Source organism: Cupriavidus sp. OV096 (assembly GCF_900115455.1).
Classification (GTDB): domain Bacteria; phylum Pseudomonadota; class Gammaproteobacteria; order Burkholderiales; family Burkholderiaceae; genus Cupriavidus.
Window position 1 is genome coordinate 243706 of sequence record NZ_FOWM01000006.1, and the last position, 14230, is coordinate 257935.

General features: G+C 67.7%; 17 protein-coding genes. 5 read left to right on the plus strand and 12 right to left on the minus strand.

The annotated features are described in order from the left end of the window. Positions 1-48 precede the first annotated feature (48 nt). The 7 genes from BM115_RS15955 to BM115_RS15985 form a co-directional block, all read right to left on the minus strand. A complete protein-coding gene (locus BM115_RS15955; protein ID WP_092295672.1) occupies positions 49-1638 on the minus strand; it encodes an AMP-binding protein in 1590 nt (529 codons plus the stop codon). A gap of 51 nt (positions 1639-1689) precedes the next feature. Further along, the gene (locus tag BM115_RS15960) at positions 1690-2469 is read right to left on the minus strand and encodes an enoyl-CoA hydratase/isomerase family protein (RefSeq protein WP_092295675.1); all 780 of its coding nucleotides are present in this window, start codon (positions 2467-2469) and stop codon (positions 1690-1692) included. 253 nt (positions 2470-2722) lie between these two features. Beyond that, positions 2723-3592, minus strand: coding sequence for an IclR family transcriptional regulator (locus tag BM115_RS15965; protein WP_092295678.1), 870 nt, complete (start codon positions 3590-3592; stop codon positions 2723-2725). An 86-nt stretch (positions 3593-3678) separates the two neighbouring features. Then, the gene (locus BM115_RS15970) at positions 3679-4959 is read right to left on the minus strand and encodes a TRAP transporter large permease subunit (protein WP_092295681.1); all 1281 of its coding nucleotides are present in this window, start codon (positions 4957-4959) and stop codon (positions 3679-3681) included. Beyond that, positions 4956-5540, minus strand: a complete 585-nt coding sequence (locus tag BM115_RS15975) for a TRAP transporter small permease (RefSeq protein ID WP_092295684.1) — start codon at positions 5538-5540, stop codon at positions 4956-4958. The genes BM115_RS15970 and BM115_RS15975 overlap by 4 nt, the downstream gene beginning before the upstream one ends. Before the next feature lie 15 nt (positions 5541-5555). Further along, positions 5556-5999, minus strand: a complete 444-nt coding sequence (locus tag BM115_RS15980; RefSeq protein ID WP_092295687.1) for a type II 3-dehydroquinate dehydratase — start codon at positions 5997-5999, stop codon at positions 5556-5558. Positions 6000-6037: 38 nt separating this feature from the next. Further along, a complete protein-coding gene (locus tag BM115_RS15985; protein ID WP_092295690.1) occupies positions 6038-7045 on the minus strand; it encodes a TRAP transporter substrate-binding protein in 1008 nt (335 codons plus the stop codon). 178 nt (positions 7046-7223) lie between these two features. On the opposite strand from BM115_RS15985, the gene BM115_RS15990 reads away from it, so the two are divergent. Further along, entirely contained in the window at positions 7224-8048 is an 825-nt protein-coding gene (locus BM115_RS15990; protein WP_092295693.1) for an IclR family transcriptional regulator, read from the plus strand. 20 nt (positions 8049-8068) lie between these two features. Here BM115_RS15990 and BM115_RS15995 read toward each other — a convergent pair whose 3' ends face one another. Next, a complete protein-coding gene (locus tag BM115_RS15995) occupies positions 8069-8656 on the minus strand; it encodes a PAS domain S-box protein (protein WP_177219940.1) in 588 nt (195 codons plus the stop codon). A gap of 90 nt (positions 8657-8746) precedes the next feature. After that, a complete protein-coding gene (locus tag BM115_RS16000) occupies positions 8747-9208 on the minus strand; it encodes a MarR family winged helix-turn-helix transcriptional regulator (protein WP_092295696.1) in 462 nt (153 codons plus the stop codon). A gap of 227 nt (positions 9209-9435) precedes the next feature. Between BM115_RS16000 and BM115_RS16005 the strand changes: the two genes are divergently transcribed. After that, on the plus strand, positions 9436-9882 hold the full coding sequence (locus BM115_RS16005) for an Ohr family peroxiredoxin (protein WP_092295699.1): 447 nt from the start codon (positions 9436-9438) through the stop codon (positions 9880-9882). 25 nt (positions 9883-9907) lie between these two features. Here the strand turns inward: BM115_RS16005 and BM115_RS16010 are convergent, their stop codons facing one another. Together BM115_RS16010 and BM115_RS16015 are read right to left on the minus strand one after the other, a co-directional pair. Beyond that, positions 9908-10720, minus strand: coding sequence for an anti-sigma factor family protein (locus tag BM115_RS16010; protein WP_092295702.1), 813 nt, complete (start codon positions 10718-10720; stop codon positions 9908-9910). Continuing rightward, a complete protein-coding gene (locus BM115_RS16015; RefSeq protein ID WP_092295705.1) occupies positions 10707-11330 on the minus strand; it encodes an RNA polymerase sigma factor in 624 nt (207 codons plus the stop codon). Before BM115_RS16015 ends, BM115_RS16010 begins: the two co-directional genes overlap by 14 nt. A gap of 231 nt (positions 11331-11561) precedes the next feature. On the opposite strand from BM115_RS16015, the gene BM115_RS16020 reads away from it, so the two are divergent. Together BM115_RS16020 and BM115_RS16025 are read left to right on the plus strand one after the other, a co-directional pair. Continuing rightward, positions 11562-12449, plus strand: a complete 888-nt coding sequence (locus BM115_RS16020; RefSeq protein ID WP_092295708.1) for a metallophosphoesterase family protein — start codon at positions 11562-11564, stop codon at positions 12447-12449. Between the two features lie 4 nt (positions 12450-12453). Continuing rightward, a complete protein-coding gene (locus BM115_RS16025) occupies positions 12454-12822 on the plus strand; it encodes a cupredoxin domain-containing protein (RefSeq protein ID WP_092295711.1) in 369 nt (122 codons plus the stop codon). Between the two features lie 10 nt (positions 12823-12832). On the opposite strand, the gene ydfG is transcribed toward BM115_RS16025, so the two are convergent. Further along, positions 12833-13582 (minus strand): bifunctional NADP-dependent 3-hydroxy acid dehydrogenase/3-hydroxypropionate dehydrogenase YdfG, encoded by a 750-nt coding sequence (gene ydfG / locus BM115_RS16030; RefSeq protein ID WP_092295714.1) that lies wholly within the window; start codon positions 13580-13582, stop codon positions 12833-12835. 162 nt (positions 13583-13744) lie between these two features. Here ydfG and BM115_RS16035 point away from each other — a divergent pair, with 162 nt between their 5' ends. Continuing rightward, the gene (locus tag BM115_RS16035) at positions 13745-14212 is read left to right on the plus strand and encodes a cupin domain-containing protein (protein WP_092295717.1); all 468 of its coding nucleotides are present in this window, start codon (positions 13745-13747) and stop codon (positions 14210-14212) included. Positions 14213-14230: the final 18 nt, after the last annotated feature.

Here is a 14230-nt window from a genome sequence, read left to right on the forward strand (position 1 = left end):
GGGGGGGGCATGCCCAAGGGGGCATCAGGGCATCAGGGCATCAGGACATCAGCCGCGGGCCTTGCCGACGCGATAGCCGCTCTGTTCGAGGTCCCAGACGCCCGCCACATCGCGGGACAGCAGCTTCTTCTGGATGCGCTGCGTGGGCGTTTTCGGGAATTCGTCGATAAAGGCCACGTAGCGCGGCACCTGGAAGTACGGCATGCGCGACTCGGACCACTGGATCAGCGCGAGCGGGTCGAGCGTCCCGTCGCCCTCCTGCCGCACGCGGATGAAGATCTTGAGTTCGTCCTCGCCCAGGTCGCTCGGCACGCCGACCAGCGCGCACTCCTCCACCAACGGGTGCTCGGCGATCACCCGCTCCACCTCCCACGCGGAAATATTGATGCCCCGCCGCCGGACGGTGTCCTTCTTGCGGCCGGCGAAGGTCAGGAAGCCGTCCGCATCGCGCCGCGCCAGATCGCCCGTGCAGAACCACTCGCCACGCATGGCCGAGGCCTCGGCCTCGGGGTTGCGGAAGTAGCCCAGGAAGGCCAGCCCCGGCGCGTTGGCGCGCACGACGATTTCGCCGGGCTCGCCCACCGGCACGGTACGCCCGTCATCGTCGGTCAGGTCCACGTCGAAGTAGCCGAGCGGCTTGCCGATGGAGCCCGCCGGGCCCGCCGGATTGACCGTAACGAAGGTGATCATCTCGCTCAGGCCGTAGCCCTCGCGCATCTCCACGCCAAAGCGCTCGGAGAACGCCTTCCACAGCTCCGGCGGGCACCCGCCGCCCCACGCCACGCGCACCTTGTGCTCCCGGTCGTTATCGCGCGGCGGCTGCTTGAGCAGCATCGGCACCACGCTGCCGAGATAGTGGATGTGGGTCACGCCATGGCGCCGCACCTGATCCCAGAACTGCGAGGCGCTGAATCGATCGACCATGGCCAGCGTGGTGCGCTCGATCAGCGCGGAGATCAGCACAGCCACCCCGGCGCCGTGGTGCAGCGACTCCCACAGCAGGAAGACGTCGCCGGCCTGCGCGCCGGTCAGCCGCAGGATGCCCATCGGGCCCGCGCGCAGCGTGCGGTCGGACTTCAGCACGCCCTTCGGGGCGCCGGTGGTGCCGGAGCTGGGGGTCAGCGCCAGGATGTCGTCCGGCTGGGTGACGTGGGCCGGCGGCGTTTCCGGGCACGCCGCGAAGGTGGCGAAGTCGTCCCGGCCCTGCCCTGCCCCGCGCCACAGCACCGACATCGACGGCCGGTCCTGCCGGATGGGCGAGAGCGCCTCGGCATAGTCCGCGTCGGCCAGCACCGCGGCCGGCTCGAACTGCTCGAACAGGTGCGACAGGGCGGCGCCGTGCAGATGCACGTTCACCGAGACCCGCACCAGCCCCAGCCGCGCCAGCGCCAGGATGGCGACGATATGGTCCGGGTGGCTCGGCAGCATCAGCGCCACGCGGTCCCCCGGCTGGAGGCCGGCTGCGGCGAGGCCGTTGGCCACCTGGTTCACGCGCCGGTCGAGGGCGGCAATCGTCAGCACCTCGTCGTGGAAGCGGCAGTAGATGTCGTCAGGCGTTTCCCGCGCGCGGCGGGCAAGCAGCGCGGAAATGGTTTCCGAGGCGGCCGGGGGAATATCGATGTGAGTTTCCGAAGACATGGGAGATGGCAGGACAGCGTTGATCTGATCGACAGGAAGGACTCGGGCGGCTCAGGCGGCGGTGGCGCGGCGGCGTTCGCGCTCGGCGAAGAACGCTTCCATCATGCGCGCCGGTTCGCCCGAGGCATAGGATTCGCGGTGGATGCGGATACCGGCCTCGATGGCATCGCGGAAGCCGGCTTCGGTCATTTCCTGCAGGCGGGCCTTGTCGAGCTTCATGGCCACCGGCGGCTTGCCGGCCAGCGACTCGGCGATCTCCATGGCGCGGGCGTGCACCGCCTCGCGCGGCACCAGATAGTGGATCAGGCCGATGGCGTGGCACTCCTGCGCGTCCATCATGCGGCCGGTCAGCGTCAGCTCGATGGTGCGCGACAGGCCGAGCATCTCGCGCATGATCCACGGTCCCGTGACGCTGGCGATGCCGGCGTTGATCTCGGGCTGGCCCATCTGCACTTCCGGGTGGCCGACGCGGATGTCGCCCAGCAACGCCACCTGGAACGCCGAGCCGGCGGCGGTGCCGTTCAGGGCCATCACCAGCGGCTTGGGCAGGCTGCGCAGCGTGTCGTAGAAGGTTTCCCATTCACGCAGCCAGACTTCGGCGCGGTCGGCGTCGAAGTCATGCGCCTCTTCGAGATCCTGGCCGGCGGAGAAAGCCCGCTCGCCGGCACCGGTCATGACGATGGCGCCCACAGCGGGGTCCTTGGCGAAGGCGCCCAGCGCCGCCAGGATCTCGCCGCGCATGGCGGTGTGCCAGGCGTTGAGGCGCTCCGGGCGATTGAGGGTGATCACGCCGATGGCGCCGATGCGTTCTGCCTTGATGTCTCGGTACATAGTTATCGCATAGAAATAGTAAGTTAGTGAATCGAAATATAAAGACATCACGGCGGCGGTGCAACCGGTTTTCGACTAAGGGTTTACCCGCGTCTATTTGGCGCAAACGGGTGAAAGTGGGCGTGCCGCGTCGCTACGGCATGCAAAAGGGAGACCACGTCGGGGGCGAAGCTGGCGCGCAGTCACCGGGGGGCGGTGACTGCGTGGGGGTATGACAGGGGAAGGGGTAAGGCGGGCGAGGAGGCGGGAGAACTCAGGCGCGGCTGGAGATGGCGCGGCCTGCGGCAATCAGCAGCGACGCGACGCGCTGCTCGTCTTCCGCGCCCTTCCAGCGGGCCCGCGACACCGCGACATTGATCGCGCCGCGCGGCCGGCCATCGGACCCGACGATCACCACGGCGGTGGCAATATCGCCGATATACATCTCGTCTTCGGTATGGGCGTAGCCGTTGCGCCGGATGGTTTCCAGCCGCTTCAGGATGGCGTCCGGCGCGAAGATGGTGTGCTGCGTGTACGGCACGAGATCGGACTTGGCCAGGATCTCCCGCACTTCGTCATCGGGCAGCGCGCTGAGGATGGCGAGGCCGGACGAGGTGCAATAGGCTGGCAGCCGCGTGCCGACGATGACATCGGGCGTCAGCACGTGGCGGCTGACAAAACGCTGCACGAACACGATTTCCGTGCCGTCGAGCAGCGTCAGGTTGACCGTCTCCTCGGTTTCCAGCGACAGGTGCTGGAGGAACGGCGTGGCCAGCCCAACCAGCTCGTTGGCGGCGATGAACTGGTAGCCGAAGTCGAGCATGCGCGGCGACAGCGAATAGGTTTTCGCCGCCGCGTCGCGCCGCAGCAGGTTGAGGTGGGTCAGCGTATGGGTGAAGCGCTGCGCCGCGCTCATGTCCAGCTCGGCCAGCGCCGCGATCTGGGTCAGCGACAGTTCGCGCCGGCGTGCATCGAACACGCTCAGCACGCGCAGGGCCTTCTCCACGGAATTGACGAAGAGCGACGACTCGTCGCCCGCGCTGTCTCCCTTCTTGGCCCCTTCGGCAGCGGCGGGCGCGCTGGGCGTGGCTTCCGCGCTGCGCTTCGTCCGGGTTCGCTTGGTGGTGGGCTCGTTCGTTGGCATTCGAGGATAATCGTTAGCGGATTGCAATACATCATTATTGCATTGTCCGGTAACGATCCCACCCGCCCACCCGCCCACCCGCCGCCTCACCCCCCGAACAGCTTCGCGGGCACCGTCACCAGGGCCGGGAACACCACCATCAAAAACATGATGGCGAACTCGGCGATCATGAACGGCACCACGCCCCGGGTGACCTCGTCCATCTTCATGCGCCCCACGCCGGCCACCACGTTCAGCACCGTGCCGACGGGCGGGGTGACCAGTCCGATCGAGTTGTTGATGATGAACATCACGCCGAAGTAGACCGGGTCGATGCCGGCCGCCTTGATCACGGGCATCAGCACCGGGGTCAGGATCAGGATGGTCGGCGTCATGTCCATGGCCGTGCCGACGATCATCACCAGCACCATGATCGCCGCCATCAGCAGGATCTTGTTGCCCATGAAGGGCTGGAGCAGGTCCACCACCTTGGACGGCAGGTCCGCCACGGTGATCAGCCAGGCGCTGACCATGGCCGCCGCGATCAGGAACATGACCACGGCGCTGGTCTTGGCCGCCGTGACGAAGATCTGGCGCAACTGGGCGAAGCTCAGCTCGCGGTAGACCACCATCGACACGAACAGCGCATACGCCGCCGCCACCACGGCGGCTTCCGTGGGCGTGAACACGCCCATGCGCAGCCCGACCAGGATGATGACCGGCAGCATCAGCGCCCACAGCGCATGGCGGAACGCCGCCAGGATCTCCGCGCGCGACTTGCGCGGCGGCGGCTCCAGGTGCTCGCGCCGTGCCAGCCAGGCCCAGGTGAGCCAGAGCGCCACGCCGATCAGCAAACCCGGCACGATGGCGGCGAGGAACAGCTTCGAGATCGACACATTGGCGGCCACGCCGAAGATCACCAGCCCGATGCTCGGCGGAATGACCGGGCCGATGACGCCCGTGGCGGCAATCAGCCCGCCCGCCGTTTCCTTCTTGTGGCCGGCGCTGACCATCATCGGCAGCAGCAGCGCGGTCAGCGCGGCGGCGTCCGCCACGGCCGAGCCGGAGAGTGCCGAGAGCAGGCAGCCGGCCATGATCGTGACGTAGCCCAGCCCGCCCTTGATATGGCCGACCAGCGCCAGCGCCAGATCGACAATCCGGCGCGACAGCCCGCCCACGTTCATGATCTCGCCGGCCAGCATGAAGAACGGCACCGCCAGCAGCGGGAAGCTGTCGGCGCCGCCGATCACGTTCTGCGCCAGGATCTGGGCGTCGAACATGTCCAGATGCCACATCAGGGCCACGCCGCTGGCCAGCAGGGCGAAGGCAATCGGCATGCCGATCAGCATGGCGCCCAGCAGCGAGCCGATAAAGACGGTGATGGTCATGCGCGCCTCCCGGTGCTGCCGAGGTCCGCGGCGTCCGCCGCGTCCGCCTGGTCGAGAATCTGCTTCATCTGCACCGCTTCCTCGGATTCCTGCACCATGACCAGCTCGTCCTCGGTGAGCCTGCCGGTCAGCAGGCGCCAGAGATCGAGCGCGATGATGACGGCCGCGAGCACCGAAAACACGATGCCGGCCGCGTAGACAATCGCCATCGGGGCGCCGGTCACCGGGGCCGTCACGTCGAGATTGATGACTGCCTGGTCCCAGCTACCCTTGCACAGCAGCACCACGATGTAGAGCATCAGCACCTGGCTGACCACCAGGCACACCTTCTTGCCCCAGGCGGGCAGCTTGCCGACCAGCATGTCCACCCCCAGGTGCCCCCGTTCCTTGAGCGCGATGACCGCCCCCAGGAAGGTGAGCCAGATGAACATCCAGCGCGACACCTCCTCCGACACCGTAATGCCCGAGTTGAAGCCGTAGCGCAGCACCACGTTGCCGAACACCAGCACCACCATCACCGCGAGCAGCAGCGCGATGCCGGCCTCCAGCACGCGGCAGATTCCATCGATCAAGCGACCCATGATGATCCGCGCCGCCTAGGACTTGGCGTCGGAGACCAGCCCGACCAGCGCGCGCAGCCCCGCCAGGTAGGAATGCACGCCCAGGCCCTGGATAGTGCCCTTCACTGCCGGCGAGATGATCGAATGCGCGCGCCAGGTTTCCCGGGCCGCGATATTCGACATGTGGATTTCCAGCGAGGGAAACGGCATGGCCTTGATCGCATCGTGCAGCGGCACGCCGTGCTGGGTCAGGCCGGCGGGGTTGATGAGGGCGCCCTGGGCGGCGTCGATGTGCGCGTGCAGGAAATCGATCAGCGCACCTTCATGGTTGGACTGGATCGTGGCCAGTTCCACGCCCAGTTCGGCGGCCAGCGCCGCCAGGCGTTCGTTGATCTGATCGAGCGTGGTGGTGCCGTAGATATGCGGCTCCCGGCGGCCGAACAGGTTCAGGTTCGGGCCGTGCAGAACGAGGATTTTCATGATGTATTGGGGGCGTCGGAGGTGGCGGGGCGGCGGGCTTACTTGCGCAGGCGCCGGATCTCGTCGTTGTAGAGCTTCACGGTGGCCGGGTCGTAGCTGGCCATGAAATGGTCGGTGACCGGCTTGACCACCTGCTGCATGCGCGCACGTTCCGCCGGCGTCACATCGTTGTACTGGATGCCCTTGGCGCGCAGCTCGCCCACGGCCTTCTGCGCGGCGGCGCGGCTCACCTGGCGCTGGTAGACGCGCGCTTCGTCCGCGGCCTCGTTCATGATCTTCTGCTCGGCCGGCGAGAGCTTGTCCCAGAACTTCTTGCTGACGAGCACGATGTTGGCGGCGTACACGTGGTTGGTGGCGCTCACGTACTTCTGCACTTCATAGAACTTGTTCGAAAGAATCACCGCGAAGGGGTTCTCCTGGCCATCCACCGCCTTGGATTCCAGCGCGCCATACAGCTCGGCGAACGGCATCGGCACCGGGTTGGCCTTGAACGCCTTGAAGGTGTCGAGAAACACCGGGTTCGGGATCACGCGGATCTTCAGGCCCTCGAAGTCCTCCGGCCGGGCAATCGGTCGCTTGGAATTGGTGACGTTGCGGAAGCCCAGATCCCAGAAGCCCAGCGCCACCAGCCCTTTCTCGGGCAGCCGGGCGATCAGCGCCTTGCCGAGCGGGCCGTCCAGCAGCGCGTCTGCCTGCTCGAAGCTGCCCACCGAGAACGGCAGGTCGATCAGGCCGAACTCCTTGACGATGCCCGCCAGCGAGGTGGACGCCGGGGCCGACATCTCCTGCACCCCGCCCTGCAGGGCCGATTGCTGCTGCATCTCGTTGCCGAGCTGCGAGGCCGGGAATTCCTTCACCTTCAGCTTGCCGCCGCTCTTGGCGGCCAGCAGCTCCCCGAACTTCTTCACGCCGAAGCTGACCGGATGGTCGGGATTGTTCAGATGGCCGAAGCGGATGGTGCGCTCCTGGATGTCCTGCGCCATGGCCGTGGCGGCGATGGTGCCCAGCGCGGCGGCCAGCGCCAGCCGAAGAATGGTTTTCCTCATGCCTTGTCTCCTCGATGTCTTTTTTCTGGGCGGGTGGTGGCCAAGTATCGGTACCAATATTGGGGCCGATCCCGATGGCTCCCCCGCAGTGAGTGGAATACTATTCCACATGGAATCAGTTTCCACTTGGGGTTAGTATCTAGCCCACCCTCATCGCCCTAACACCACCTCTATCGATATGGCCGGAGTACTCGAACGCGCACTTGCCGTGATGGAACACCTCGCCACGCAGCCGGAAGGCGTGCCGCTGGCATCCATCGCGCAGGAACTGGAGATCCCGCAGAGCGCGGCGCATCGCCTGCTGAACGAACTGGTGCGCTGCGGCTATGTGCGCCAGCTCCGCGACCATGGCGACTACGCGCTGACCGCCCGCGTGGCGTCCATCGGCCTGAGCTACCTGAGTGCCACGGGTATCGTCGACATCGCCCAGCCGCTGGTGGACCGGCTGGCGCAGATTTCGGGGGAACTGGTGCGGCTGGCCATCGTGGATGGCGAGCACCTGACGTGGGTGGCCAAGGCGCAGGGCGCCCGGCATGGTTTGCGCTACGACCCGGACATGGGCATGGACGCCCGGCTGTCTTGCAGCGCGTCCGGCCACGCCTGGATGCTGACGATGAGCGACGAGCGCGCCATCGAGCTGGTCACGCGGCAGGGCTTCGGCTCGCCTGAGGAATATGGTCCGAACGCGCCGACCACCATCGGCGCGCTGCTGACGATGCTGCACGAGAACCGCGCGCGCGGCTTTGCGATGATCAACGAGGTGTTCGCGCCCGGCATGACGGCGATGGCCGCGCCGGTCAAGCGCAAGGAGCGCGATCCGATTGGCGTGCTGAGCATCGCCGGACCGGCCGTGCGGCTGACCGAGGCGCGCATGACCGCGCTGGGCCCCGACCTGCTGGCCGCCGCCGACGAACTCGCGCTGGCCAGCCTGGCCTCGCCGATGTTCCGCACACGCTTTCCGCTACAGGGCCGCAACAACGAGGACAACTCGGCCGCGGCCTGACCTTCAGGGGCGCCGTTCCTTCAAGCCTCCATGCCGCGCAGGCACAGGCTCATCAGCCCCATGCGCCCGCGCACGCCAAGCTTGGTGAAGACCCGGGCGACATGCGCCTGCGTGGTGGATGCCGTCAGGCCCAGCCGTCCGGCGATCTGGTTCTCGGAAGCTGCCGTCAGCAGCAACATCAGCACCTGCTGCTCGCAGGGCTCCAATACATTCAGCAAGGCGGCGGGAATCAGGTGGTCGCAGGTGGGCTGCCGCAAGGCGGTGACGTCGTGCGCCACGCCGAAGCGCAGTTGATGCGTCTCCAGCCAGCGGGCGGACCATGAGAAGTGAACGTCACTGCCGTCGCGGTGCTGGTAGCGGTTCTCGAATCCGGTGCGCCGATTCCCGGCCATCACCGTGCCCGCTTCCCGGAGCGTCCGGTCGCGGTCATGCGGCGCTACCAGTTCGATCATGGTCTGGCCGATGATGGCGGCCTGGGACAGGCCCAGGCTATCCGCGCACCGGGCGTTGGCGTAGCGGATCTTCCCAGCCTTGTCGACCAGGAACACCGTGTCTGGCAAGCTGTCCGCCAGCGTCAGGATCGCGTCTTCCGCCAAGCGTTCAATCATGTGTACCGATCCCCGGGGCCGCGACAAAGCCATCGCGACAATGTGGCCGATCATGCCAGAGGATCGGCGTTCACTCCAGCGGCACTGGCCCTACGTCTCGTCCTTCACCGCGTGCACGATGTTGTCGCGCAGCGCGATGACCTCCTTCTGCAGCTTGGCGAAGGCCGGCGGCGTCAGCCCGCATGCCGACATCAAGTCGGTGCTGGCCGCCTTCTCCCGCACGCGTCGACCGCTCTTCGTCAGGCTCACGCGCACCTGCCGCTCGTTCTCCGGGTCGCGCTTGCGTTCGACGTGGCCCATCGCTTCCAGCTTCTTGAGGATGGGTGTCAGCGTGTTCGACTCCAGGAAAAGCTTTTCGCCGAGGCCGCTGACGGTCTGGCCGTCCGCCTCCGACAGCGCCACCAGGGTGACGTACTGGGTGTAGGTGAGCCCGAGCTTGTCCAGCACGGGCCGGTAAAGCTTGCCGAAGGCAAGGTTCGTCGAGTAGACCGCGAAGCACAGGAAGTCCGACAGCGGGGTATCCGCGGCGCTTGTCTCATCAATGGGTTTCATCTGTTTTCTCGTCGTGATGCCGATGGCAAAGAATACATCGTATGCGACGCAATCGTAAGCGCTGAGCGCCTTCCCCGGCCCACCGCCGCGCCGCCCGCCGGGTTTCTTCATGCGCGCCGTACAAACGCCTTGACTTGCCCGGTCCCGTGAACCATTATGCAACGCATGCGATTACATCGCATGCGATTTATTAAACCACACTAGATTCAGAGAGACCCTCACACATCATGACCAAGATCGAAAAAGTACTGTTCACCGGCAAGACCCACACCACCGGCAGCAAGGGTGGCCCCCGCCATCACGGCAACGTCGACCTCCATCTCACCACGCCGGGCAACGACACGGCGCCGACCTATGCCTATGAAGCGGTGCAGTCCCACCCGACGGCCGAACAGCTCTTCGCGGGCGCATGGTCGGCCTGTTATATCGCTGCCCTGGGCCTCGCGGCCAAGGAACTGAAGGTGGCGGTGCCGGCCGATCTGTCGGTCGAGATCGAGGTGGATCTGGGCATGGCTGGCGCGGACTACTTCCTGCAGGGCCGCATCCACGTCAACCTGCCCGGCGTGGCGCAAGAGGCGGCCGAAGCCGTGGCGCACCGCGCCGATGCCATCTGCCCGTACTCGAAGGCCACGCGCGGCAATATCGACGTCACGCTGACCGTCGCGACGGCGTAACGGGGGATAAGGGGGATAAGGGGGGTCATGGCGCAACCGCTTCCGCGTTGCGCCATGCCTGCACGAAGGCACGCAGGGTCGTCGCGGAGGCATCGCTGACGGCCCAGTACTGCATGCCGCCTGCCGCCCAGCGCTGTAGCTGGTAGCCCTGCTGCACGGCTTCGCCGCTGCCGCCCGGCCCACGCTGCGCGTCTGGCAGCACGAACACGTCGATCGGATGCCCATCGCGCCGATAGACCAGCACGGCCACCCGGTGGCCATCCACATAGTCGAGCCGGCCGCCCAGCAGCGGGAACCCGGCGCTCGCCAGGTCGCGGACCTCCGGCGCGTAGTCGACACGGCCGTTGAACCACGGCTTCACCACATGCATATTGGACGACGCCACATCGATGGCGTGGTTCGAAATCAGACCGCGTACGTGGCTCGTCACCACGGCGTCGACCATGCCTTCCGCCGGAGACTGCCGCATGGCGTGCTGCTGGAGGCCCAGGCCGACGGCGAACACCGTGACGCCCGCCATGGCCGCGTTGATGGCGGGCGACCACGTGAACCAGCGGCGCCAGCCTTCCGACGAGGGGGGCGAGGGCGACGCGTCGGCGTCCGGTGCGATGGCCGCGTCGCCGGGCAGCGCGGTCACGATGCGCGCGCGCAAGTCGGCGGACGCGCGGTGATAGTGCGCGCCGTGGCGCGTCGCCGCGCGCAGCGCCTGGAGATTGCGCAGGCAGGCCACGCACTGGTCGCAGTCTTCGAGATGTCGTTCCAGCCGCACACTGTCAGCCGCGCCGACTTCCCCGTCGGCGCAGGCCTGCAGGAGCAACTGCGCGTCATGGCAATCCATGTTTCGTATCTCCGGGGGGATGAGCGGGTGGCACGTCCGCAAGGTCCTGGCGCTCCGCCGGCGCGGCGGCAACCGGCGCCTCGCCACGCAGCGCCGTGACGGTGGCGGCCAGCATGCGCCGGCCCCGCGCCAGTCGGGACATCACCGTGCCGACCGGTATCTGCGCGATGCGGGCGATATCGCGGTAGTGCAGTTCCTCCAGTTCACGCAGGACGATGACTTCGCGGAAGACCACCGGCAGCCGCGCCAGCGCCGCATGGACCAGCCGCACGTCCTCCTCGCGCATCAGCCATTGCTCCGGGTCCGTGGCGGCGCCATGCCAGTCCGGCAGCGCGGTGTCCATCTCGCCTTCCTCATAGTCCGTTTCCGCCGCGCCCCGGCGCTTCTCGCAGGTCGTGAACCACGTATTGCGGACGATGGCCAGCAGCCAGGGCCGCGGCTGGTCGCCCCGAAAGCTGCCGAACAGCCGGAACGCGCGCAGGAACGCCTCCTGCACCACGTCCTCCGCATCGCCCGTGTTGCCGCACAGCCACCGGGCGAGGTTGTAGGCGGCGTCCAGGTGCGGCAGCACGAGGGCGTCGAAGCGGCGGCGCGTGGCAGGGGCGTCCACGTCAGTCCTCGGTCCGGACGGAGCGGTCGGGCAATCCAGTCACATCGGGGCAGTCGAGCGAATCGAGCGAATCAGACGAAGCGGGTGGATGGCGCAAGGCGGTCTCCTGTATACCGGCGCTGCACCGATTCTATTCCCGCGCGCCGGCGCCGGGAATATTTGGCGGCCCCCGCCGGTATGACAGGGGTGGGGCGTGCGATGGCCATGCCCGCGACACCGACGGAGGCAATCATGGACGGAACATGGCGGCGGCGGGACATCCTGCGCCTGGCAGGCGCGGCCGGGGGCGCCGTCTTTGCATCGGCGCTGCCGGGCTGGGCGGCGGGGCGGGACGAGGAATTCGTGTTCGTGCAGCTATCGGACGCGCATTGGGGGTTCGAAGGGGCGCCGAATCCCGACGCGCGCGGGACGCTGGCCAAGGCGGTGGCGGCCGTCAATGCGCTGCCAACGCCACCCGACTTCATCATGTTCACCGGCGACCTGACCCACACCACCGACGACCCGAACGAGCGCCGGCGCCGCATGCGGGAGTTCCGCGACCTGATCGCGCCGCTGCGCGCGGGCAAGGTGTGGCTGATGCCGGGCGAGCACGACGCGAGCCTCGACGCCGGGGCCGCCTATCGCGAGCTGTTCGGTCCCACGCACTACACGTTCGATCACAAGGGGGTGCACTTCATCGTGCTGGACAACGTGTCGGACCCGGCCGGCCAGGTCGGCGAGACCCAGCGCGCGTGGCTGGCGGACGACCTGCGCAAGCAGTCGCGCGAGGCACGCATCGTGGTCTTCACGCATCGGCCCCTGTTCGATCTCTATCCGCAGTGGGACTGGGCCACGCGCGACGGCGAGGCCGTGGTGGCCCAGCTCATGCCGTACCGGCACGTCACCGTGTTCTACGGGCATATCCATCAGGAACACCACCACATGACCGGGCATATCGCCCATCACGCGGCGCGCTCGCTGATGTTTCCGCTGCCGCCGGCCGGCTCGCAGCCCAAGCGCGCGCCGGTGGCGTGGGATCCGGCCCAGCCCTATCGCGGGCTCGGCTGGCGCACGGTCAAGGCCACGCGCGCGCCGGATGCGTTCGGCCTGACCGAGCAACCGGTACAGCGCGATGCCTGAGGCGATGACCACCTCCCCGGCAAGCGGCCGCCGCACGGTATTGGGATGGATGCTGGCCGGCGCGCTGGCGGGGATGATCACGCGCGGGGACGCGGCGCCCCCGCGTGTGATTCCGGTCCGGGCGCGCCGCTTCGTCTTCCTGCCCGACCGGATCGCCCTCAAGGCCGGCGAGACCGTGATCCTGGCGCTGACGGCCGAAGACATCATGATGGGCTTCGGCGCCCCGGACTTCCACGTCCGCGCCGACCTGCCGCCCGGCCGCACGGTGCAGGTCACCCTGACCGCCGGCAAACCCGGCACCTACCGCTTCCTGTGCGACATCTTCTGCGGCACCGGGCACGAGGACATGGGAGGGACGATCGAGGTGACGTAGGGGGAGCGCTTTACTCCCGATGAATCGCCAGCGGCCCGAACGACTGGGTGACCGGCATCACTTCCACGAAGTTGATGTTGACGCGCGCGGGCAGCGTGGCGGCCCAGAAGACGGTTTCGGCGATGTCGTCCGGCGTCAGGGCGTCCGCGCCTTCGTAGACCTTCTCCACGCGAGCCTGATCGCCGCTGAATCGCACCGACGAGAACTCGGTGCCGCCCACCAGACCCGGCGCCACGTCGGTCACGCGCACGCGGGTGCCTTGCAGGTCGGCGCGCAGGTTCAGCGAGAACTGGCGCACGAAGGCCTTGGTCGCGCCGTAGGCGTTGCCGCCCGGATAGGCGTAGGCGCCGGCCGTGGAGCCGATGTTGATCACGTGGCCACGGTTGCGCGACACCATGCCGGGCAGCACGGCGCGCGTCATATACATCAGGCCCTTCACGTTGGTGTCGACCATCGTGTCCCAGTTGTCCAGGTCAGCCTTCTGCGCCGGCTCCAGGCCCAGTGCCAGGCCGGCGTTGTTGACCAGCAGGTCGATCTCGGCGAACTCGGGCGGCAGCGCGGCCACGGCGGCGGCCACGGCTTCGCGGTCGCGGACATCGAGGATCAACGGCAGCACCTTGTCGCGGCCCAGCGCGTCGGCCAGCTCGGCCAGGCGGTCCGCGCGGCGTCCGGCGGCAATCACGCGATGGCCCGCCGTGGCGAAGCGTCGGGCAATGGCGGCGCCGAATCCTGAGGTGGCGCCGGTAACGAAAACGATCATCTTGCTCTCCAAACTGGGACGGGTTCGGGCACCGATACTACACCGGATCCCCGCGGGTTTCCCCCACTGCTGGGCGCGGGGCGCGGTGCGACAATCCAGCCGTGTCGCCGAGCTGGCGTCGTGGCGATGCCTCGATTGCTGTACCACCCCAGGGAGAACAACATGCACCGCCTTGCCACGCTTGCCGCCATCACCGCCGCCTTCGGCTGCGGCTACCTTGCCGCCCCGACGGCGCTGCCGCCGGCCCACGCGCAAACCCCGCCCGCCGCGCTGGCGCCGCAGATCATCAACCTGGCGGCGATGACCCCGGACGACATCGGGCCGCAAGTCCCCAACATGGGCACGCTGCGCACGAAGGGACTGGTGGCCACGCCACACGGGACCCTGGCCGTGCAGGCCGGCAATGTGCCGAAGCACTATCACACCAGCGCCGACGAGATCCAGTACATCATCGCCGGCAAGGGCACGCTCTGGCTGGGCAATGAGCAGCGCGAGATCGGCCCGGGCGACCTGATCGTGATTCCGAAGGGCACCGCGCACGCGGGATCGATCGCCACCAGCGGGGAATTCAAGGCGCTGGCCATCAAGCTGCCGCCGCAGGCCGCCGGGGATACGCACCTGCTGCCCTGATCCCCAGCGGCTGGTCGA